This window comes from Bacillus cereus group sp. BfR-BA-01350 (genome assembly GCF_022663775.1).
GTDB classification, from domain to species: Bacteria; Bacillota; Bacilli; order Bacillales; family Bacillaceae_G; genus Bacillus_A; species Bacillus_A paranthracis.
The window spans coordinates 52,148-74,864 of the sequence record NZ_JAKUGD010000001.1 but is presented as its reverse complement, the minus strand read 5'-3'; the positions used below and the strand labels follow the sequence as shown (position 1 = coordinate 74,864).

Sequence of the window (22,717 nt, the reverse complement as noted above, 5' to 3'; positions counted from 1 at the left end):
TCCAAAAGAGGAACTTCTTTTACTTAATTTCGATATCCGCAGAATGAATGTGATGTACTTTTCCTTCATGGTCTTCTAGGAGCAATACACCATCCTCTGTAATTCCTTTTGCTACACCCGTAATCGTCTCTCTCATCGTTCGAGCGTTAATTTCTTTCCCGATACTCACAGCGTAACTTTCCCAAAGAATTTTAATGACAGAGAAACCATTTTGTAAATACTCTTCATATAATTTTTCTAGTTGTAAAAAGATTTGTTGCATAAGCTCCGCACGAACAATTGGCTTACCAGATTCAATCGCTAAAGAAGTAGCAATATGCTGAATTTCCTCATCAAAATGTTCTTGCTTTTGATTCGCATTAATACCAATACCCATAATGACAGCATTAATTTTATCAGGATCAGCTTGCATTTCTGTTAATATTCCTACAGCCTTTTTCCCTTGAATTAAAATATCATTCGGCCATTTTATTCCTACGTTTACACCTGTGCACTTTTCAATTGCTTGCGCAACGCTAACAGCGGCTAACAAAGTAAGTTGTGGTGCATGTTGAACCGGGATTGATGGACGTAAAATAATACTCATCCAAATTCCTGTTCCTTTTGGTGAATGCCATTTTCTGCTTAAACGACCTCTACCTGCTGTTTGTTCTTCTGCCACAACAATTGTTCCTTCTTCTGCACCTTCATAAGCAAGCTTTGCTGCAATATGTTGCGTCGATTCAACGGACTCTTCAAAATACACTGTTCTACCAATATGTTTCGTTTGTAACCCTAACTGTATTTCATTCGCAGTCACTTTGTCTGGCTTACTTGCAATTCGATAACCTAATCGACGCACAGCTTCAAGTTCATATCCCTCATTCCGAAGGTCCTCCATATGTTTCCACACAGCAGTTCTTGAGCAACCAAGTTTATCACTAATCGTTTGACCAGATACAAACTCGCCATCCGCTTCCGAAAAAACTTGCAATAACTGCTTTCTTATAGTAGATTGCATTCTTGCAGCCACTCCCTTATACACTCTTTCTCATTTACTACGTTTCCTTGTACAATTGCTTCTTCAATTTTTTGAATCATTTCAGCAACCCACGGACCTGGCTTTTTACTTGCCCAGTTTAACAAATCATTCCCAGTCACATTCATCTCTTGTCGACTCTTAATTGGCAATGCTTGAAACAACGTTTGTACCCGGTTAACAGCTGTATGATCATAGCTTTCAATCATCGCTTCATATACTCTTTCTGCCATTTCAGCTATATGAATTCCCGTTTTATAAAGAAGAACTGTATCCCAATCCTTCTCCTTTCTCTTACGGATTGTTAATAAAACTGCGACGATATCTTTTATTTTTTTATTCGAAAACTTCCATTGACGTAAAAAGACAGCTGGATGTTCTTCCCCGATACAGTATAAGAAAAACGCCCACGCCTCAATGTCTGCTTCAAAAGAATCCCATTTATACTGCGTAGCTTTTAACAATTTCTCTTCTGACATCTGTAAATATGGTAGATGAGAAAATAGTTTCGTTTCTACTAATTGTTTGAGAGCCTTCACACAATATGTGCCAGTTAACAGTTTTTCAAACTCCACTGTAATTCTCTCAATTGCTATATGTTCCAGCAAATGTCCATATGTTTCAATTGCTTGCTTCGTTTTCGTCTCTAAAGAAAAACCTAACGTACTTACGAACCGAATACCACGCATCATTCGCAGGGCATCTTCTTGAAACCGATCCGCAGCATTTCCCACTGTCACAATTTCTCTCTTTTGAATCGCTTCCTGTCCAGCAAATAAATCGACCATTTTTCCTTCTTCTGTCATTGCAATTGCATTCATTGTGAAATCACGACGTTTTAAATCCTCTTCTAATGAACGAACAAATTGAACACTACTAGGTCTTCGAAAGTCTTCATATTCACTCTCTGTTCGAAAAGTGGTTACCTCATAAGGCTCACCATTTTCTACTACAATTACAGTTCCATGTTCAAGACCAACAGGAACATGTCTTGGAAATATAGCCATCACTTCTTCTGGTAAAGCAGATGTCGCAATATCAATATCTCCAATCGGCCTATCGATAATAAGGTCTCTTACGCTTCCACCGACAAAGTAAGCCTCATGCCCTTGTTGCTTTAAAGTCTCAATAATAGAACTAGCTTTTTTAAATCTTTCCATTTTTGTCATCCCTTAGTACATCATAGTAAATCGTTTCATATTGTGAGACGATTTTTTCAGAGCGAAACTGCTCGTAAACACTTTCTCTTGCTCGCTCTCCCATATTACGGTGAAGTTCTTCATCCTTTAATAGCTGAATGGCTTGATCTGCCACTCCTGTTGTATCGCCAACTTCACATAAATATCCTGTATCACCATGTTGAATGACTTCTGGAATACCTCCAACCCTTGTTCCGATACAAGGTACACCACACGCCATCGCTTCTAATAAAACAAGACCAAAACTCTCCTTCTCTGATAAAAGCAACATTAAATCACTCATCGCAAGTAGTTCTGCAACATTATCTTGCTTCCCTAAGAATAAGACGCGATCTTCAATATGTAAATTTTTCACCAACTGTAAAATCGTGCAAAATTCTGGTCCATCTCCAACAAGAAGCAACTTCGCATCTACTTCTGTAACAATTTTAGCAAATGCCTGCACAACATCTTGCACACGTTTCACTTTACGGAAGTTTGAAATGTGAATGAGTATCTTTTCACTCTCACTTATACCGTATTCTTTCTTTAATTGGGTCATATCACGTTTGAAATATACACGTTCGTCTATAAAGTTATATACCGTTTGAATGTCTTTATTTGGTTTTACAAGCTCATGCGTTTCGTTAATTAATGAATGCGAGACAGCCGTCACAACATCAGATTGCTCAATACCAAAACGAATTAAATTATTTAGCGAAGGGTCGGATCCTAACACAGTAATATCTGTTCCATGCAAGGTTGTAACAATTTTAATACGCTCTCCAATCATTTGTTTTGCTAAATAAGCACAAATGGCATGCGGTATTGCGTAATGCACATGTAAAATGTCTAGGTTTTCTCTTTGTGCAACCTCTGCCATTTTACTCGCTAACGCTAAATCGTATGGTGGATATTGAAATACAGAGTATTGATTTACTGTCACTTCATGAAAATAAATGTTTGGATACACTTTATTTAACCGGAATGGTAAACCCGATGTAATAAAATGAATTTCATGCCCGCGTTCCGCTAATTGCTTTCCTAATTCTGTTCCAACAACTCCAGAACCACCTACAGAAGGATAACATGTAATACCTATTTTTAATTTCATTTACATCCCCCTATTAAATCAGCATGTAATAAAACCGGTTTCTTACTCATAAACCCTTCGGCATATAAAACTCCAACTTCTTTTCCAAACATTTTCTCACGGGCGACTACAGTTTCAACGTAACCTTCTGTTAACGGCGTTTTCACACCATCACTCCCTGTTGAAAACTGACTTTCATACGCTTCTAATGCTTCCACTTTTTTCGATACGTATTCACTAATATCTATACAAAAATTCGGTTTATGAAAACCATTAATCATATAATGATAAAAAGACTCCACACGATGTGGTGGAACCTCTGGCATATATTTGCGAATTCCCGCTGAAAAAATAGCTTCTTCCACAAGTTTTGCACAATTTGCGTGATCTGGATGACGATCTTCATAATACGGCGCAAAAACTAGTTTTGGTTTATATGTACGAATTACCTTTACAATTTCACGTATATACTCTTCTTTCATATACAAACCACGGTCTGGCATCGCTAAATTTAGTCTCGTTTTTACTCCCATTATACGAGCTGCCGCCTTTGCTTCTTCTTTTCTTAACTCTATCGTTCCGTTAGAAGAAAGATCAGCTTCTGTTAAATCACAAATACCTACTTCATACCCTTGCTTCGTATATTTAGCAATGGTACCCGCCATGCCGATTTCAACATCATCGGCATGGGCACCAAACGCTAATATATGTAATCCACTCATAATTGTTCCCCTCATTTTCTTAACTTGCGGTAATCTAAATCTCCTCGCTCTAATGCGTGCATTAACATTTCAGCACTTGCCATATTCGTTGCAAGTGGAATTGCATATACATCACATAAACGAAGCAATGCATTCACATCCGGTTCATGCGGCTGTGCTGTTAATGGATCGCGGAAGAAAATTACCATGTCTAAATCATTTTTCGCAATCATTGCACCAATTTCTTGATCGCCACCAAGAGGACCAGATTGATATCTTGTTACAACTAAACCGGTCGCTTCCATAATACGAAGCCCTGTCGTTCCTGTTGCAAATAATTCATGTTGTTCAAAAATTGGTTTATATGCGTATGCAAACGAAACCATGTCATTTTTCTTTTTGTCATGTGCGATTAAGGCAATTTTCATCCGTTGTCTCCCCTTTAGTCGATAATATTTTCTAAACCGTACACAAGATGATCTAGATTCATTACTGTCTCAATTGATAGTTTTACACCAGACATAAATGATGCACGATTGAATGAATCATGACGAACTGTTAACATTTGTCCGTCTCCACCAAACATTACTTCTTGGTGTGCAATAAGTCCTGGTAAACGTACACTATGAATGTGAATGCCGTCTACGTTTGCACCACGAGCCCCTTCTAGTTGCTCTACTTCATTTGGATGACCTTGCTGCTTTGATTCACGATTTTGACGAATCAATTCTACTGTTTTTACCGCTGTACCAGATGGTGCATCTAGTTTTTGATCATGATGCAATTCAATTACTTCAACATCTTGGAAGTATTTCGCTGCCATTTGTGAGAATTTCATCATAAGAACCGCACCAATTGCAAAGTTTGGAGCGATAATTGTTCCTACTGCTTTTTCTTTCGCAGTCTCGGTTAATTGTTTTAGCTCTTCTTCTGTAAATCCAGTTGTACCAATAACAGAACGAAGTCCACGCTCAACTGCTAGTGTAACGTGTTGTTTCCCAACTTCTGGCGTTGTTAAATCTAACAACACATCTGCTTCTACTTCCTCTAAACAAGTATGTAAATCTGCGTAAATAGGTGTATCTAGCGCTGGCATTCCCGGTAAATCAGAGATTTTCTCTCCACCATGCTTATAATCCACTGCTGCTACTAAATTAAAATGTTCCGTTCTTTCCATAAGAAGAACTGCTTCATGTCCCATACGTCCTCTTGGTCCAGCGATAATTACTTTAATTTCTTTCATTATTCTTTCTCTCCCTCATCAATACGTGTCCAGCGATCTTTATCGCGAGTATTAAATTTATTCATTACAATGTTATGTGCTGTTTCTAAATCAATATTTAAACTATTTGCCATACAAATCATAACAAATAATACATCTCCAAGCTCTTCTTCAATACTACGTTCTTTTTCAGTTGTTTTCTTCGGTTTCTCACCATAATAATGATTCACCTCTCTTGCAAGCTCCCCCATTTCTTCCGTTAAACGAGCCATCATTGCAAGTGGACTGAAATAACCTTCTTTAAACTGACCAATATATGCATCAACTTCTTTCTGCATATCCTTCATCGTTTTCGCTTCCATACAATTCACCTCTAATCCTTCCTCTTTCATGTTAGCCAATTCATCGCGATTTGACAAATATTATTCCCCGCCAAACACCTATTTGCGACCCTTTTTGGGAAAGATTATAATAAAGTGAAACTTTCTTTTGCGTTTTTGGCAAAAAATCAACCAGAACCAATCGATTTTTATAGCCTTCACTATTTTCACTAGCAATTAGAAATTACTTATCATTATGTTTTACCGTTTCAGCGGAGCAATGCCATTTACATAATTAGGGGGATTTCTATATGACATCAAATTTGAAGATTCGAAATATCATTTTCATTTTAATCGGTTCCGCTATTTTTTCTTTCGGTATTGTGAATATCAATATTGAAAATCACCTTGCAGAAGGTGGATTTACTGGTATTACACTATTATTGTATTTTCTATTTAAGTTTGACCCTTCTTATTCAAACTTAATTTTAAATATCCCTATATTTTTTATTGGTTGGAAGTTACTTGGAAGAACGACATTTATATATACACTAATCGGCACATTTAGCGTATCTTTATTTCTATGGATTTTTCAGCGTTACGAAGTTCTCAACTTACATTTAAACTTACAAAATGATATGACACTCGCAGCTTTATTTGCTGGGGCATTTATTGGTATCGGTCTCGGGATCATATTTAAATACGGCGGAACTACTGGCGGTGTAGATATTATTGCGAGACTCGCTCATAAATATGTTGGCTGGAGTATGGGGAAAACGATGTTTATGTTTGATGCTATCGTCATTATCGTCTCTATCCTTACCTATTTATCATATCGCGAGGGTATGTATACGTTAGTTGCTGTTTTTATCGGGGCGAAAGTCATTGATTTTATGCAAGAAGGAGCCTATGCAGCAAAAGGAGCAACTATTATCTCCGATAAAAACGATGAAATTGCTGCTAAAATTTTATCTGAGATGGAGCGCGGAGCGACCTTTTTAAAAGCTGTTGGATCGTATACAAAAGTAGAACGGAACGTATTGTATTGCGTTGTGGCTAAAAATGAAATCGTGAAATTAAAAAATATTATTACTTCTGTAGATCCTCATGCATTTGTTGCAGTAAGTGACGTACATGATGTAGTTGGTGAAGGTTTTACGTTGGATGAAAATAAAAACCCATTACATACATAAACACAACTAGAAAAGCTAAAAAGCTTTTCTAGTTTTTTATTACGTATTGCTTAAGTTTCTCTAAATCCTCATAAATAAGCTCCAATAAGCCCCGATTATAAAAAATGGAAGCAGGATGGAAGGTCGGAAAAATATGATATTCTTTCTCTGACCATGTAAATTCTGCACTTTGCATATCCTTTAATTTTCGAATGGGCTGTTTTAATAATTGCCCGTGTACATCTGTGATTTTTTTACCTTTTCCTGTTAAACGCTGAAGACCGATATTGCCAAGCGTGACAATTAGCTTCGGATTTAGTTTCTCTAATTCATAATCTAACAAAGGTGCATGGGCAACTATTTCTCCTTGATTTGGCGTTCTATTATACTTTTTTTGTATAATAGAACCATTTCGTTCTTTTTTCTCTCGCCACTTATAAGGTCTACTCCGAACAGCACTCGTAATATATACTTCTTCCCTTGTAACGTGAATACGTTCTAAAAAACCCATTAATTGTTTTCCCGCTCTCCCGCTAAACGGAATCCCATTATGAATTTCTGTTTCACCAGGCGCTTCTCCTAACAACATAAATTTCGGATTTTCAGGGCCTTGTCCACTTAAAAAACCTTCTAATTGATAAGGAGCACTACGCTCTTTCACCTGTTTTACTAAATGGCCTGGATATTGCATTTCCCCCACCGCCTTTCCGCATTACTTCTATTATTTCTATTTGCAATACATTATATAATTCAATCCACAAAACAAAAAAGACTATCAAAATTGATAGTCTTTAGTCATCGCTACGCTGCATACCAGTATAAATTAATACGAGACGTAATAATTCAAATACCGCTACGGCTGCAGCTGCTACATATGTTAATGCTGCCGCATTTAATACTTTACGAGCTTGCCCATATTCATCTGTTGATACGATACCTAACGCTTCAATTTGTTGCATAGCACGCTTTGATGCATCAAACTCAACTGGTAATGTAACAAGTTGGAACACAACACCTGCTGCCATTAAAATGATACCTAAAAATATCATGTTGGCCATCGATGCAAAAATACCGATCATAATAAATATCCAAGAAATATTCGATCCAAAGTTCGCAACTGGCACTAACGAATGACGAATACGCATAAAGTTATAGTCTTTTGCATCTTGAATTGCGTGTCCTACTTCGTGTGCTGCAACTGCTGTACCAGCAACTGAATGACCGTAATAGTTATCTGTTGATAATCGAACTGTTTTGGCAGTTGGATCATAATGGTCTGATAAATGACCTGGTGTTTCTTCTACAGCTACGTTGTATAATCCATTTTCATCTAAGATTTTCCGAGCCACTTCTGCTCCTGTCATACCTGATGTTGAATAAACTTGTGAATACTTGCTATAGGCACTACGTACTTTTGACTGTGCATACAACGGTATGATCAAAATGATCGCGAAGTAAATTAAATAAAACATCATGAACCTCCATTGAAGTTTTAATTATAGTACTTCTCATTCTATTTTCTTCTGCCACCATTGTCAATGAATAAACCTTACAATCCGAATCTTTATTTATTACATTATCTATTCTTAGAATGTACATTACTTTTTCTTTTTTCTCTCTCTCCTTTATACTTTCTCCACCCAACATAAGTTAATGTGAATAAAATAAGACCTCCAGTAATTGTCATAAACCAAATGAGAGAGGGTGCAATTTCATCTTTTTTTACTGTGTGAAATATTTTTTGCAAATCCCCTTTAATGATTCCTAATTGCATTTGTCCACCTTTCGTTTTTAACATAACGTTACGAAATTCATCCAAATAAGATAAATGGGCATTTACACGCTGCACTTCGTTTTCTGGCAGGGCTATCATTAAGCTTGGATAAATAATATTAAATTCATGTAAAAATGTGTTTAACGTTTGTTGAAACTGTCCCGTATCTTCTTTTTTCATCGCTTTTTCCATTTGAGAAAAGGCATCCATTACTTTTCCTTCTCTTTCCATCCAAAGTGGTTGATATTTCGATACTTGCGCATCGACAGCGAGCTGCAGGGCTAACACATTATCAATTTTAACTTGTTTCCTTACATCTTCTTCCGCGAGAGATTGTTTCGCCTTGTCGTAAGCTAAAGAAATAACTCTAACTTGATCTGGCGTTACTTCCTGCTTCTTTTCATTCCCCTTTATTACAAACTGCTCCGAGAAATGTTGCAGTACTTGTACTGCTTTTTCATCTTCATTACGCTTCACTAATTGTAATGAGTCATCTAACAACCCTGTTAGTTCACTCCACTCCTCAGCATATATACGTAACGGAAACATGATAATTAGAAATGCAATCAGTCCAATTAATGTTCTCTTCATCACGGTCCCCCCTATAACTACTAGTACAAAATATGTTAATGTGGACAAGAATAGAACAGAACTGGACCGAAAAATATATTATCGTTTTACAAACAAAAAAATTCTCTTTAAACAGAGAATTTTTCTTTTGAAATCCTTTTCTTTTTTACGAAATATTTATACAAGCTATAACAAATTATGCTACCACATAAAATAAATAATAAAATAGCACACGCTGCATGCATAAAAAACTCTTCTGGTAACATTAATATAATCGGATCCGTTTCAATATCAAACATCCAATAATCATTACTGAATAAAAGCTTATGGAATAATACAAAACTCTTTTCAAAATTAATAGCAATTGGTAACACAAGCGCAATCGGAAAGATAATTGTTACAATCGATCCATGCAGTAAAAACTTTTCATTTTTCTTTTTTAATAAATACATGCCGCCTACTATTGCAATTATAATTGTCGCATACATTACATATTGTATCTTTACTAAAATATTTTTAACATCTACAAAATGAATACGGCCATTTGTAGACATATCTAATGTGGGCAACTGTAATGCACCGTCATAAAACGGAGATAAATATGTGATAAGCACATCATAATTTCTTTTAATATCATCCTTCGTCATATCTGCTAAATCTGGAATGTTTAAAAAATCAATTTCAAAATAATATAGCCATTTTCCATATACAACCGCCGTTGTTGCGAGTGCAAATATAGAAAATGCTATGCTATATGAAACAATTATCGTAATCAATCGATCCAATATTTTTGTACCACTCGTATTTTTCTTCATTTTCTCCCCCTAATGTTCTAACGATTATAAAGAAAACTGTTTTCGATTCTCACGTAAGCAATAATAATATGTCATACAAAGCACAGCAATGCTTAACCAGAACGTAAAATAACCAATTTCTCCTACAAACAAATGCATAATTCCGTATCTCGGCATTTGCCAGAACAAATAATCAATTGCATCATTATGTAATGTCCATATAGCGGCTACCGCAAAATGCCATTTTTTTATACGGTAAAACGGTGCATATAGCACTGCTTGTACCGCCATCGCAAAATGCGAAAGCATTAACATATACCCGATAAGGCCAATAGGACCTTTTACATAGATCATAACCCCATTTACAACAACAGCCCATATACCATATTTTATTAAAGTAACAATCGCTAGCGCCTCTATTAATCCCCAATTTCTCTTTATTAAAAAAGCGATTAAAACAAAGACAAAAAAGAGACTCGCCATAGGACTATCGGGTACAAACGGCCAAAATATAGGTAAAGTTTCTTTTAATTGATTTCCATACCATATAAATCCGTATATTGTACCTAATATGTTAACAACTAATAAAAATAATAATACAGAGCGTTGCCTTAACATTGCATGCAAGTAAACCAAGCTGTATGTCCAACACCTTTCATTCTTTCATCAAACTCTACTCTATTATATAGTAAACTTTCTTTCATCAAAATAAAAAGCTGACTACAATTTTTTTGTAGTCAGCTTTTTATTATTTTTTATTATACTTTGCAACGAATTCCGAAAGCTTCTTCAGTTCCTCATCTGTACCTTTAAATACACCTTTAGGCATGGAACCTTTTCCCTCTTTCGCAATTTTAGCAATTTCTTCTGGCTTCAAAGTTAAATTTTGCAGTGCTGGTGCTGCTGCGCCGCCCTGTAAATTGTCACCGTGACATGTTAAACAAGTATTTTTTTGCATTAATTTATAACCGTCATCATTTTTATCAACTGGTGCTGTTTTTACAATTGCTCCTTGTTTTTTTGCAGCTTCCCAGTCGTGGTGTGCTACAGATTCCCAAGTTAAAAAGATAATCGATGCAACTGCTAAAAGCATAAATCCCGTTGCTACAGGACGCTTCAATGGGCGTCTTTCTGGGCCTCGATCAAGAAATGGAGCTAACAGTAATGCGCCAAACGCAATCCCTGGCATAATGAACGCTCCAATTACAGTAAATGAGCCAGAAGCATAAGAATACTTTAATAACTGATACAAGAATAAGAAATACCAATCTGGAAGTGGTATATACCCAGCATCAGTTGGATCCGCCATTCTTTCAAGCGGTGACGGATGCGCCACTGTTAAACATAAATAACCGATTAAAAAAACTGCACCAACCATCCATTCTTTTAACAAGAAGTTCGGCCAAAATGCTTCTGTTTTCCCTGGGTATTCCGAATAGTCTTTTGGAATATTTGGTTTCCGAGCTACTGGTACCCGAGAATCTCCTACAAACTTCATCCCTTTGCCGCGATGCATAATCTCCCTCCTTTAGTTCTTTCCCCTTTAATTTAGCAATCTCTTATAGCGGACCGGAAATACCTTGTTTGCGAATCATGATGAAGTGGAAGGCCATTAAACCTAGAAGTGCTGCTGGTAAGAAGAAGACGTGAATAGCAAAGAAGCGAGTTAATGTTTGAGCGCCAACAATTTCGGAATGACCAGCGAGTAATGTTTTAATGTAAGGACCAATGAGCGGCGTTTGCTCTGCAATTTGAATCCCTACTTTCGTAGCAAATAACGCTTTCATATCCCACGGTAATAAATATCCGGTAAAACCAAGACCTAACATGACAAAGAAAATAAGAACACCAACAATCCAGTTTAACTCACGAGGCTTTTTATACGCACCCTGGAAGAAAACCCTAAGTGTATGTAAAAACATCATTACAATGACGAGACTAGCACCCCAGTGATGCATACCACGAACAATTTGTCCGTACGCAACCTCATTTTGTAAATAATAAACTGATTCCCAAGCATTTTTAATATCAGGCACATAATACATCGTCAAAAACATTCCAGATAAAATTTGAATTACAGTAACGAAAAAGGTAAGTCCTCCAAAACAATAAACGAATGCAGAGAAGTGATGTGCCGGGTTTACATGCTCAGGTACTTCATGATCAGCGATATCACGCCATATTGGTGTAATATCTAACCTTTCATCTACCCAATCATAAATTTTATTTAGCATCTACTTTGCACCCCCTCTTGGCTTCGCTTTACCTAAATACAGCGTCCCGTCTTTCACTTTAGATTCGTATACATCAAGTGGTGCAAGGGGCGGCGTGCCTTTAATGTTCATCCCGTCTTTTGTATAACGACCCCCGTGACATGGACAAAAGAATTGATTCGGATGTGATTTATCCGAATTCCAGTTCACTGTACATCCTAAATGTTTACATACTGGAGAGAACGCAACAATGTCTCCGCTTTCATCTTTATGAACCCAAGCTGATTTTGGCTCTTCGGACTTGTACCAACCATCAACCTGCTTCACCTTAAAGTCGAAACGTTTCGGCTCTGTTGTAATATCCTTTACTTGTGCAACAGCAACCATATCCGTTCCCGCTTCTTTTCTTAACACCGGATCAAGCGCAAATCGCGTCATCGGCATTAAAATACCCGCCGCCATAAAGCCTCCTACCCCTGTAAGAGTGTAATTTAAAAACTGTCTTCTTGACACACGATGTTCTTTCTCGCTCACGAAAATTTCCCCCCTCTATCAGAAATTGTCCCCTCGTGATAAATTATATAAAAAATAAAAACTAGGACACTATCATGATATAATACGCTCATGCACAGGTCAATATCATACTACTCATAATAATAAGAACTTTCTGTTTATTATTGTTTTCCCCATTTTTCTTCTAACATTACCATTATATTTTTTATATGTGCATGAATCACTTCTCTTTTCGCTTGATCACTAAATTGTTCTAACGCTAATGAAGGAAACCAAAATAAATCTCCCTGCAATTCTTGCATATCTTCTTTCCATGAAAAATCACTTGTAACATAATTAATATGCTTAAAACCTTGCTTTTTCAAATGATTTGTCCATTCTTGCAAACGACCTTTTTCGTTTTTTTGACTTTCTACTAAATACGTAAATGCAGGTAGTAAAAGCACTCTTCCTTTATATTCTCTTTCTAGCTCCATACTCAACAATTCGATAAATTCCCCTTGTTCTACTACCGTTTTCATTTCTTTTGCTGCTGAAATTGATAAAAGTGGTATAACACCCGTATCTACATATTCTCTTGCTTGCTCAAACTGCTCCACATCTTTTACAATCCATTTCAAATGTCTTCCCTCCCCCACCTATAAATGACAGAACTTTCACTTTATATATATTAAACCATACTAAAAGAGGTAAAAAAAGAAAAACTACCTATATTAAGGTAGTTTTTCTTAAAAAGTCTGAAATTTGTAAAATTTTATGAATCCAAATGAATTCTATAACATCTTTAACTCCGCTGTTAACCTATGAAACGCTTCCTTATCTTGCTTATCCAGCGCTTCATCAATTTGCTTTAGAAGACGTTCTCTTCTAAAAGAAAATACACTTTCTTCTAAAAATCTTTCTGCAAGTAAACGATCTTTTTCATTTACTTCAATGTGCTTTGGTAAATACGGGTTTTCTTCTAATACAGCTACATAGTTGGCATTTTGAAACGATGATTTAAAATTGAGTTGAATATAAATATCCTCATCTCGATTTAAACGAATATCATGAAACGATTTTTCAGCATCTGTTGTCATAACATTTTGTTTAAAAAAGTGAAACGGTGTATCTTTTACACAATTCGCGGACATTACTAAGCCACGCGGACAATATTTTGCATGCTCTACGAAGTGGACTTTATGCATCAATTGGTCGTGACTCATTAAATAATTCAAAATCCATACACATTCACGCTGTTTCAGTTGGTAATTATTTAAAAACCATTTTACAAAATCCTTCTTCTCGTTTACAGAAACAGGGGTATTCATAGCAATTAAGTCCCTCCTCTGTCTTTCTCTTTTCTTTTTAGATTCAAGAAGCGGCATTCAGTTTCCTTCCAACTTATGAAAAATCCTCTAAATTATATAACAATTCTTCAATATGAATTTGTGTCGGGTCTAGTTGTATTAACTGAGTAAATACTTCTTTCGCCTCTTTTCGCATACCTTCTTCCAATAAGAAATAACCGTACTCTTCCAAGAAGTCTGGATGATTCTTAAAAGAAGTATATGCACTTTCATAGTGTTTTAATGCATCCGAATACATTTCTAATTGTTTTTTTGCAAATGCAAGATCCCAAAGTAGTTGTGTATCTGGTTCTCCGCTATCGATAGCACGCTCTACAACAGCAATTAGCTCTTCATACTTTTCTTGTTCCTTTAAGATATATGCATATTTTAATGTTGCACCTAAATGTCCTGGATCTAACTCAAGCGCTTTTTGAAGCACTTCCTCTGCTTCCGCAATTTTCCCTAATTTCGCCGCAATGTTCGCTAATTCTACATAAAATGGTACAGAAAGCTCATCTACTTTAATTCCTTCATGAAGTGTTTCATAGCTTTCTTGAAGCATCCCTTCTTTTTCATAGCTTTTCGCTAAATACATGTAAAGCGATGCATACTCAGGATCTAATTCTTTCAGTTCTTGCCAAGCACCAATTGCTCTTTGGTATTCTTCACCTTGGTATAACGTGAATGCATATCCAAATAATGAGTGAATATCTTTTTGTTCCTCTAAACCTGCTTCGTAGTAAGAAATCGCCTCTTCCCAATTTCCAATAGCACTTAACGTTTCTCCAAGGCGTAAGGCAATGACAACACCACCCATTACTTTATGCTCCGCTAATAGCGACTCATAATAAGTAATTGCCTTTTGTTCTTCACCTTTACTACTATATAACTCTGCTAATCCAAACGTAATAACAGGCTCGTCAGGCATCATTTCTTTCGCCTTTAATAGTTTTTGTTCTGCTACATCATCAAAACCTTGCATTTGGAATAAATCCGCAACTAGTAATAATGATTGAACATATAAATCATCATTTTCTGGAATATCATGAAGCACTTCAATCGCTTCATCTTCTTTGTCTAGATCAATATATAATTCTGCTAAAAATACAGTGAATTCACTTTCCTCTGGATACAATAAACGTAAGTCTTCTGTAATAGCTAACGCTTCATCCGTAAATCCAAGTGTATGATAATAGCGAGCGATATCATACTTCTCTTCATCATTCGCAATTTTTAATTGTTCTTTTAATAATTGTAATCCTTTTTCCGCTTCACCATTTTCAATATATGAAACAGCTTGTTCAAACTTTTGCATAAACGTCTCCTTTAATTCTAAAAAATATTCTTTTCTGTTCATTTACCCCGCTATTAACGGGCAGTAAGACCCCACCTCAAAATTCAGCTAGGGCAAAGAAGTTAGTTTTGGGGGCAACTGCCCGTAAAAGCCCGATTGGTTCAACTAATAATCAGCGGGGGATAAACATCCCCCCACTGATTAAAGTTTCACTTTATCATAAGCAACTCATTGTTAGAACGCAACCTTTAGAATGAGCATGCTTCTTCTTACAGAGTAGTTAATTGTTCAAAGGTTCGGATATGATACCGATACCTTCTTATCTTCTTCTATTGTACCGCTTTCTTTTATGACCGTGCAAATAACTTCTCCCACTAATTATCGAGCCATACAAATCGTGATTTACAGAACAACTTAATTACTAAACTTCAATTTTTTTAATGCGATAAAAAAGACTCCTCTAATAGGAGCCTTCACAATCTCTTAAGAATATGTTTCCTCTTTCTGTACTTGCTCATTTACAAGTTCTTTCAGTAACTCTATAATTTCATCATTTTCTTCTTTCAAACCGACAGTAATACGAATGCCATCATCGATACCAAATGCAGCACCAGAACGAACAATATATCCTTTTTTCATTAATCGTTCGAAAGCTTCATTACCAGTAATACCGAGTTTTAAGAAAATGAAATTTGTTTGAGATGGATAATAGAATACGTTATATTCCTTACAAAATGCGTAATATTGATGTAATCCTTCTTCATTCTTTTTCACACATTCTTGTAAAAATGCTTGATCTTCTAATGCAGCAAGTGCTACAGATTGCGCTACAGTCGATGTATTAAATGGTAACCTCGCTACTTCTAACTGCCCGATTAACTCCGTATTACCAACTGCATATCCGATACGGAAAGCAGCTAGACCATATGCTTTTGAAAACGTACGTAATACCATAAGATTTTCATACTTTTCAAGAAGTGGTAATGTTTGCGGATAGTCTTCTGCTCCCGCATATTCATAATATGCTTCGTCCATAATAACAAGCGCTGACTTAGGAACTGATTCTAAAAATGAAAGTAATTTTTGTTTTTCTACATATGTACCTGTCGGATTATTCGGGTTACAAATCCATACAATCTTCGTTTGACCATCTACTTGCTGTAACATCGCATCTAAATCGTGAATGCCATCTTTAAGTGATACTTCACGAACTTCTGCTCCTTCAATAACAGCATGGTGATGGTATTGCGAGAATGTTGGATTCGCCATTACAACATTTGTTCCTTCGTGTAGTAACGCACGACTAATCATTTGAATAACTTCATCTAATCCACTACCAAATAACAGTTGTTCCGCTTTAACACCTAAATGTTTTGCTACTTGTGTCCGAAGTTCAAAGGCATGTCCATCTGGATAAAGAGCGTATTGACTCGCTAAAGAAGTTAATGCTTCTGTTACGCGTGCTGAGCAACCGAACGGATTTTCGTTCGATGCCAATTTCACAATTTTCGATAACCCATATTCCCTTTTTACTTCTTCAATATTTTTCCCAGGTACATATGCTCTCAAAGTTAACAATTGCTCTTTCACTCTCATTTTTCTTCCCCCAGTCATTTTATTGAATTCGATTACAATACAATTTTAGCCCTTTACTGTAATCTTTTATCCTAACCGTCACTATTACGAAAACACCTCAAAATAAGCACTTCATGGCTACTCTTTATCATTTATTTTTCAACCATATCCTTTTGAAATGCCTCTAACGCAATATGAACAGTCTCATCTGGAATAGATACGACATTCACTACCCCATATTCCTGCATAAGTACCATATGAATTGCTCCAGCATTCGCTTTCTTATCTTGTTTCATCAACCCGACGAGGCGTTCCACATTCAAATCACGTGGCATTTTTGGATAACCGTAATTTAAAAACCACTGCTTCATCTCTTCATAAGCAAGATTAACCTTGTACACTTGCTCACTTAAGAATATAGCAAATAACATTCCAACCGCCACTCCGTCACCGTGAGTAATATTTCCATATCCTAGTTCTTTTTCTAGAGCATGGCCTAACGTATGTCCAAAGTTTAAATGTGCACGTACGCCTTTTTCTGTTTCATCTTGCGCTACAATGTTTGCCTTTACAGGAATCGCCTTCGTTAATATGTGGATTAATTTCTCATCACGAAGATCTGCTAATGTTTGCACTTCTTCTTTTAGCCAATGATATAGCTTTACATCACCAATTAGAGCATGTTTTATCACTTCTGCATAACCTGAGCGCCACTCTTTTTCAGGAAGAGACTGTAAAAACGGCGTATGATATACAACTGCTTCTGGTTGATGGAATGCACCTATCATATTTTTACCTAACGGATGATTGATTGCTACTTTCCCACCTACTGCGCTATCGTGAGCTAATAAAGTCGTCGGAACTTGAACAAAGCGAATTCCACGCATAAATGACGCAGCAACAAAACCAGCTAAGTCTCCAATCATCCCGCCTCCAAGTGCGATAATTAAAGAATTTCTATCTAATTTATTTTCAAGAGCTGACGTATGAGCCGCATAGAAATTTTCAAAGGACTTCTCTTTTTCACCACTCGGTACAACGAATGAAAATACTTTTTGATCTATTTGCAACGCATCTACAACTGTCTGTAAATGTAAAGGTGCAACAGCCTCATCTGAAATAATCATAATGTTTGATACAGATGGCTGCATGTTTTGAACGATTGTTGTCAAATGTGACAACGATTCTTTTCCTACATGTACATCATATTCTTTTGATTTCGTTTGAATATGTATGTTTTCCATTAAAATCCCCTCGCATATTCATTATGTTTCTCAATATTTTCACGAATAAGGTCCATACGATCTAATCCGAATTGTTCTATTAAAGCTGTCGCTAATTCCCAAGCTACAACCGCTTCCGCAACGACACTAGCTGCTGGAACAGCACAACTATCTGAACGTTCAATACTTGCTGTAAAAGGCTCTTTCGTATCAATATCGACACTTTGAAGAGGTTTATATAGTGTAGGTATCGGTTTCATCACTCCGCGCACAACAATTGGCATTCCAGTCGTCATACCGCCTTCTAAACCACCCGCGTTATTTGTTCTTCTTGTATATCCATGCTCTTCATCCCACAAAATTTCATCATGAACTTCGCTACCCGGTCTATGTGCTGCTTCAAAACCAATTCCAATCTCGACCCCTTTAAAGGCATTAATGCTCATTATTGCGGCTGCTAATTTTGCATCTAGTTTTCGATCATAATGCACATAGCTGCCTACTCCAATTGGCATTCCTTCCACAATTACTTCCACGATGCCACCGATTGAATCACCATTTGATTTCGCATCATCAATTGCTTTTATCATTTGATTACCAGCTTCTTCATCTAAACAGCGTACAGGTGATGCTTCTGTAATACTTTTTAATTCTTCAATTGAACGATACGTAGTCTCTTTAGCCTGTACACCGCCAATTTCAATTACATGGCCTGCTACTGCAATACCAAGTTCCGCTAACACTTTTTTTGCAACCGCACCAGCAGCAACACGTACTGTCGTTTCGCGTGCCGAAGAGCGTTCCAGTACATTTCTCATATCTCTATGACCATATTTAATCGCACCATTTAAATCAGCATGTCCAGGTCTTGGTTTTGTTACTTTCCTTTTCATTTCTTTTTCTTCTTGTTCCGTTAACGGCTCTGCACCCATAATTTTTGTCCAATGTGCAAAATCACGGTTTTCAACAACAAGTGCAATTGGAGAACCTAATGTCTCTCCATGTCTAACACCACTTACAATTTGCACTTGATCTGTTTCAATTTGCATGCGTCTACCACGCCCATATCCCTTTTGCCTTCTAGCTAACTCTTCATTTATATCATTCGCTACTAATGGTAGTCCGGCTGGAACACCTTCTATAATCGTTGTAAGTTGTGGACCATGAGATTCACCAGCTGTAATATATCGCATACGTTATTCCTCTTTTCGTATATGTATTTATCTCGCTATATTAAGCAATAATTTTATCTTTCATTACTCTAAAAATATGAAAGAGTTATTCATACATCAGCCATTCGCTTATTCTCCGATAGGCCTTTACTTTACATATCAATATATCATAACAGCTCTAACTTCGTAACTAATAGAAATAAAAAAAGTGCAAGAAGAATACCCCTATTCTCCTTGCACTTTCTACTATTATCACAGTGATTAAAGCGTTTACAAATTATTTCAAAATAATTAGTAAATCCATTCATTCATTAATTTTGAGTAGTCAACTAATTCTTCTTCCTTAAAGAAAATAGCAATCTCGCGCTCTGCACTTTCTAACGAATCAGAACCATGGATAATATTTTTGGCAACAGTTACACCGAAATCTCCACGAATTGTTCCAGGAGCTGCTTCATGTGGTCTTGTTTTACCCATCATGTTACGAGCTGTATCTACTACACCTTCACCTTGCCATACCATTGCGAATACAGGACCAGATGTAATAAAGTCTACTAATTCACCAAAGAAAGGTTTTTCTGTGTGCTCAGCATAGTGTTGTCCAGCGATTTCTGGAGTGACTTGCATTAATTTTGCACCAACTAATTGAAAGCCCTTCTTCTCAAAACGAGCTACAATTTCCCCAATGAAGGCACGTTGTACACCGTCTGGTTTAACCATTAGAAATGTTTTTTCCATAAAAAATCTCTCCACTTCTGAATTATGTATGTAATTGTATATCCCCACACACATATTAACACCCTTATCACAATTGTGCAATAGTTTTGAAATAGAGAGATTATTTTATTTTTTAGAAAAAACACTAAAATTTTCGTTTTCCAATATACTTTGCTACATTTTGTAATGCATACTTTGCTTGTCCACGTGGGAGTGGTTTTATCATTTCTAATGCTTTATGTAAATAACGTTCACTAAACGCAAATGCTTTATCAATAGCAGCACTATTCTTTACAGCTTCAATAATTTCTTTCATTTCGTCCGCTGTTGTATTTTCATGTACAGATCTGATTTTCTTACAAAGGATTGGATCTTCCATAGCATATAAGGCAGGAAGCGTAATGTTTCCTTGCAATAAATCGCCCCCAGCAGGTTTTCCAAGTTTCTCTTCTGTAGAAACGAAGTCTAAAATGTCATCAATAATTTGATACGACATCCCTACAAAATAGCCATACCAAAACAGACGGCTTACCGTATCACGATTAGCGCCAGCAGCAATCGCTCCTAGTTGGCAACTTGCAGCAATTAATAAAGCGGTTTTTCGCTTTATTCTTCTTAAATATGTTCTTAAATTTTGGTCATAGTTATACTTATCTTTAATTTGTTCGATTTCACCTTTACAAACTTCTAAAATGGTATGCGATAGCGCCTGATGCGCCTCTGGAATTTCAATATTCGTTATACATTCAAGAGACTTAGCGAATAAATAGTCCCCTGTATACATTGCAATACGATCTCCCCATTTCGCATTCACAGTTGCACTGCCACGTCGTAAAAACGCAGCATCAATAACATCATCGTGAACAAGAGAAGCCATATGAATAAGTTCTAACGCAACAGCTACATGCTTAATTGCATCTAACTTATAATCTCCAAATTTCCCCGCAAGCAACACAAATACAGGACGAATTCGCTTCCCACCAGCTTCAATAAGTTGTAATGCCGCCTCTTCTACTAATGGCTGTTCAGAAGCAACTGTCTTTTTTAATTCTTTTTCTATCACATTAATATCCGATCGTAAAAAAGAGTACATAAGTTGTAACTTCATATTGTTCACCTTAACCTAAAACTTCTTTTTTCTATTTTGATTCTGGTTTCATGCCTAAATGCATCGCTGCTACCCCAAAAGTAAATGGCTTCACTTGCACACGTTCAAGTCCAGCTTTTTCGAACATATTAGCCAATTCTTTCATACCTGGGAATGTACTAGCAGATTCTTGTAGCCATGAATATTCTTTATAACTTTTCGCAAATAACTTTCCAAATAACGGCATGATATATTTAAAGTATAAAATATAACCTTGTCGAAAACCAATCATTGTTGGTTGAGATGTTTCTAAACAAATTACTTTTCCACCTGGCTTTACTACACGCGTCATTTCTTTTAATACGTGCATATAATCCGGTACATTACGTAAACCAAATCCAATCGTTACATAATCAAACGTGTTATCTTCAAATGGAAGTTCCATTGCATTCCCGTGCAGAAGTTCTACTTGTTTTAATTGTAACGCCTCTACCTTTTGCTTACCAACAGATAACATATTTTCGCTGAAGTCTAAACCAACAACCTTGCCCTGTTCACCCACCGCTCCAGCTAGCGCAATTGTCCAGTCCGCTGTTCCGCAACATACATCAAGCGCTTTACTACCTGGTTTTACATCCATAATGCGCATCGTCTCTTTGCGCCACGCTTTATGTCTTTGAAAACTAATTACAGAATTCATCACATCGTATTTATCAGAGATTTTCTCAAATACATCATGTACTCTTTCTTCTTTTGATTGTTGCATGCTCGTACCTTCTTCCAATGTAAAATTGCTTATGTCTTCGATGTATCTCTTAACACAGAGTTTATTTCGCTTATATCTGTGTGATTTTCTAAAAATTGATTTTCTTTCTTCCTAAGTTTCATCATCCATCCATTCATAACTGTTTCTGCATCTGCTTTATCGTTCACAATCCCTTGAACAGCTTGAAAAACAGGTGAATGTTGTTTATTAACATGTAGTTCACATTCTTTTTGGAGACGATTTTTCCCTAGTACATATGTTATAAACGGCTTCCAATGCGCTAAATGAAAATGATCACATGTTTTTTGCAACAGTGCAGACTCAATCATTACTACACTCTCCATTATGTCATCCACCGTTTTATGCGCTTTTTGATATAACATTATTTTGTGTTCATTAATTTCTTTAATTCCTTCAGCAAGCGCACGAATTAAAACAATATCACGATTCATAGACAATAAGTAATAATATAACCCGCTATAGTAATCACCAGCAAGCACTGTTAACTGGCGACGCTTATGCGATTCATTCGCTTCTTCCCCTGCTTTATTTGATACTCTTTCATGTGTATCAAGCGCAATTTGCACAAGCATAATCGTCACTACATAATGCTCAATTTGTTCTATATGTAAATTTGCACCTTTTAAAGCACCATATAACAATGCGATTTTCTCTTCATCAATAAATGGTTCTTCAATATAGTTTATAAAATAAGGATGGCGTAATTTCACCATCAATTTCTCTCTTATACCCGCATACCCTCCGTAGATGTCACACACAAAAATCACCCTTGTTTTCTAATTCATAAAACTTATTATAACACATACACTCTATTTTCTATAACCAAAACTTGGCTACTCTTTCCAAACTTCTACCGAACTACATAACCTCTTCTATTCTTTTAAGTAATCTTTCTATTCTCACTGTGCCTCGCTAAAACTATATCATTTATTTACAAAAAAAAAAAAAAAAGAAAAGCAGTTT

General features: G+C 36.3%; 26 protein-coding genes. 1 reads left to right on the top strand and 25 read right to left on the bottom strand.

Annotated elements, in window-relative coordinates; genetic code table 11:
- Positions 1–19 precede the first annotated feature (19 nt).
- Genes MR147_RS00410 through MR147_RS00380 form a run of 7 tightly spaced genes read right to left on the bottom strand, consistent with a single transcriptional unit; the run spans position 20 to position 5,574 of the window.
- Complete coding sequence (locus MR147_RS00410) at positions 20–1,000, bottom strand: biotin--[acetyl-CoA-carboxylase] ligase (RefSeq protein WP_070805626.1); 981 nt, start codon at positions 998–1,000, stop codon at positions 20–22.
- Positions 985–2,178 (bottom strand): CCA tRNA nucleotidyltransferase, encoded by a 1,194-nt coding sequence (locus tag MR147_RS00405; protein WP_070805625.1) that lies wholly within the window; start codon positions 2,176–2,178, stop codon positions 985–987. Before MR147_RS00405 ends, MR147_RS00410 begins: the two co-directional genes overlap by 16 nt.
- On the bottom strand, positions 2,165–3,310 hold the full coding sequence (bshA, locus tag MR147_RS00400; RefSeq protein ID WP_000768296.1) for an N-acetyl-alpha-D-glucosaminyl L-malate synthase BshA: 1,146 nt from the start codon (positions 3,308–3,310) through the stop codon (positions 2,165–2,167). The genes MR147_RS00405 and bshA overlap by 14 nt, the downstream gene beginning before the upstream one ends.
- Positions 3,307–4,011, bottom strand: a complete 705-nt coding sequence (bshB1, locus tag MR147_RS00395) for a bacillithiol biosynthesis deacetylase BshB1 (protein ID WP_000015664.1) — start codon at positions 4,009–4,011, stop codon at positions 3,307–3,309. The genes bshA and bshB1 overlap by 4 nt, the downstream gene beginning before the upstream one ends.
- Before the next feature lie 11 nt (positions 4,012–4,022).
- Positions 4,023–4,418, bottom strand: coding sequence for a methylglyoxal synthase (mgsA, locus tag MR147_RS00390; protein ID WP_000684765.1), 396 nt, complete (start codon positions 4,416–4,418; stop codon positions 4,023–4,025).
- A gap of 14 nt (positions 4,419–4,432) precedes the next feature.
- Entirely contained in the window at positions 4,433–5,233 is an 801-nt protein-coding gene (dapB, locus tag MR147_RS00385) for a dihydrodipicolinate reductase (protein WP_074610152.1), read from the bottom strand.
- Positions 5,233–5,574: a nucleotide pyrophosphohydrolase gene (locus MR147_RS00380; RefSeq protein WP_002108639.1), complete on the bottom strand. Its 342-nt coding sequence runs from the start codon at positions 5,572–5,574 to the stop codon at positions 5,233–5,235. Before MR147_RS00380 ends, dapB begins: the two co-directional genes overlap by 1 nt.
- Before the next feature lie 269 nt (positions 5,575–5,843).
- Between MR147_RS00380 and MR147_RS00375 the strand changes: the two genes are divergently transcribed.
- A complete protein-coding gene (locus MR147_RS00375; protein ID WP_000203305.1) occupies positions 5,844–6,725 on the top strand; it encodes a YitT family protein in 882 nt (293 codons plus the stop codon).
- 28 nt (positions 6,726–6,753) lie between these two features.
- Here MR147_RS00375 and MR147_RS00370 read toward each other — a convergent pair whose 3' ends face one another.
- The 18 genes from MR147_RS00370 to MR147_RS00285 all read right to left on the bottom strand — a co-directional run bounded on the left by MR147_RS00370 (position 6,754) and on the right by MR147_RS00285 (position 22,512).
- A complete protein-coding gene (locus MR147_RS00370; protein WP_242303552.1) occupies positions 6,754–7,395 on the bottom strand; it encodes a uracil-DNA glycosylase in 642 nt (213 codons plus the stop codon).
- A 100-nt stretch (positions 7,396–7,495) separates the two neighbouring features.
- Positions 7,496–8,176, bottom strand: coding sequence for a zinc metallopeptidase (locus tag MR147_RS00365; RefSeq protein ID WP_000499536.1), 681 nt, complete (start codon positions 8,174–8,176; stop codon positions 7,496–7,498).
- Positions 8,177–8,280: 104 nt separating this feature from the next.
- Complete coding sequence (ypjB, locus tag MR147_RS00360) at positions 8,281–9,069, bottom strand: sporulation protein YpjB (RefSeq protein WP_000831595.1); 789 nt, start codon at positions 9,067–9,069, stop codon at positions 8,281–8,283.
- 107 nt (positions 9,070–9,176) lie between these two features.
- Entirely contained in the window at positions 9,177–9,863 is a 687-nt protein-coding gene (gene lit, locus MR147_RS00355) for a lipoprotein intramolecular transacylase Lit (RefSeq protein WP_000742534.1), read from the bottom strand.
- 24 nt (positions 9,864–9,887) lie between these two features.
- Entirely contained in the window at positions 9,888–10,478 is a 591-nt protein-coding gene (gene lhaT / locus MR147_RS00350; RefSeq protein ID WP_139302924.1) for a lipoprotein heptaprenylglyceryl N-acetyltransferase LhaT, read from the bottom strand.
- 112 nt (positions 10,479–10,590) lie between these two features.
- Positions 10,591–11,358: a menaquinol-cytochrome c reductase cytochrome b/c subunit gene (gene qcrC / locus MR147_RS00345; protein ID WP_000554606.1), complete on the bottom strand. Its 768-nt coding sequence runs from the start codon at positions 11,356–11,358 to the stop codon at positions 10,591–10,593.
- A gap of 43 nt (positions 11,359–11,401) precedes the next feature.
- Positions 11,402–12,076, bottom strand: coding sequence for a menaquinol-cytochrome c reductase cytochrome b subunit (qcrB, locus tag MR147_RS00340; RefSeq protein WP_000932700.1), 675 nt, complete (start codon positions 12,074–12,076; stop codon positions 11,402–11,404).
- Positions 12,077–12,589 carry a menaquinol-cytochrome c reductase iron-sulfur subunit gene (qcrA, locus tag MR147_RS00335; protein ID WP_001290423.1) on the bottom strand — a complete coding sequence of 171 codons (513 nt, stop codon included), beginning with the start codon at positions 12,587–12,589 and terminating at the stop codon, positions 12,077–12,079. It abuts the gene before it with no gap.
- Between the two features lie 140 nt (positions 12,590–12,729).
- A complete protein-coding gene (locus tag MR147_RS00330) occupies positions 12,730–13,188 on the bottom strand; it encodes a YpiF family protein (RefSeq protein WP_074609526.1) in 459 nt (152 codons plus the stop codon).
- Positions 13,189–13,341: 153 nt separating this feature from the next.
- On the bottom strand, positions 13,342–13,878 hold the full coding sequence (locus MR147_RS00325) for a ReoY family proteolytic degradation factor (RefSeq protein ID WP_001095923.1): 537 nt from the start codon (positions 13,876–13,878) through the stop codon (positions 13,342–13,344).
- Positions 13,879–13,951: 73 nt separating this feature from the next.
- Complete coding sequence (locus MR147_RS00320) at positions 13,952–15,214, bottom strand: tetratricopeptide repeat protein (RefSeq protein ID WP_001168676.1); 1,263 nt, start codon at positions 15,212–15,214, stop codon at positions 13,952–13,954.
- A 462-nt stretch (positions 15,215–15,676) separates the two neighbouring features.
- Positions 15,677–16,789 (bottom strand): histidinol-phosphate transaminase, encoded by a 1,113-nt coding sequence (gene hisC, locus MR147_RS00315; RefSeq protein ID WP_074609529.1) that lies wholly within the window; start codon positions 16,787–16,789, stop codon positions 15,677–15,679.
- Positions 16,790–16,920: 131 nt separating this feature from the next.
- On the bottom strand, positions 16,921–18,012 hold the full coding sequence (gene aroB, locus MR147_RS00310) for a 3-dehydroquinate synthase (protein ID WP_074609531.1): 1,092 nt from the start codon (positions 18,010–18,012) through the stop codon (positions 16,921–16,923).
- A complete protein-coding gene (gene aroC / locus MR147_RS00305) occupies positions 18,012–19,184 on the bottom strand; it encodes a chorismate synthase (RefSeq protein WP_074609533.1) in 1,173 nt (390 codons plus the stop codon). The genes aroB and aroC overlap by 1 nt, the downstream gene beginning before the upstream one ends.
- A 270-nt stretch (positions 19,185–19,454) precedes the next feature.
- Positions 19,455–19,901 carry a nucleoside-diphosphate kinase gene (ndk, locus tag MR147_RS00300; protein WP_000415885.1) on the bottom strand — a complete coding sequence of 149 codons (447 nt, stop codon included), beginning with the start codon at positions 19,899–19,901 and terminating at the stop codon, positions 19,455–19,457.
- 124 nt (positions 19,902–20,025) lie between these two features.
- Positions 20,026–20,988, bottom strand: a complete 963-nt coding sequence (gene hepT / locus MR147_RS00295) for a heptaprenyl diphosphate synthase component II (protein ID WP_000776082.1) — start codon at positions 20,986–20,988, stop codon at positions 20,026–20,028.
- A gap of 31 nt (positions 20,989–21,019) precedes the next feature.
- The gene (gene menG, locus MR147_RS00290) at positions 21,020–21,733 is read right to left on the bottom strand and encodes a 2-heptaprenyl-1,4-naphthoquinone methyltransferase (RefSeq protein ID WP_001187667.1); all 714 of its coding nucleotides are present in this window, start codon (positions 21,731–21,733) and stop codon (positions 21,020–21,022) included.
- 29 nt (positions 21,734–21,762) lie between these two features.
- On the bottom strand, positions 21,763–22,512 hold the full coding sequence (locus MR147_RS00285; RefSeq protein WP_002163716.1) for a heptaprenyl diphosphate synthase component 1: 750 nt from the start codon (positions 22,510–22,512) through the stop codon (positions 21,763–21,765).
- Positions 22,513–22,717 lie beyond the last annotated feature (205 nt).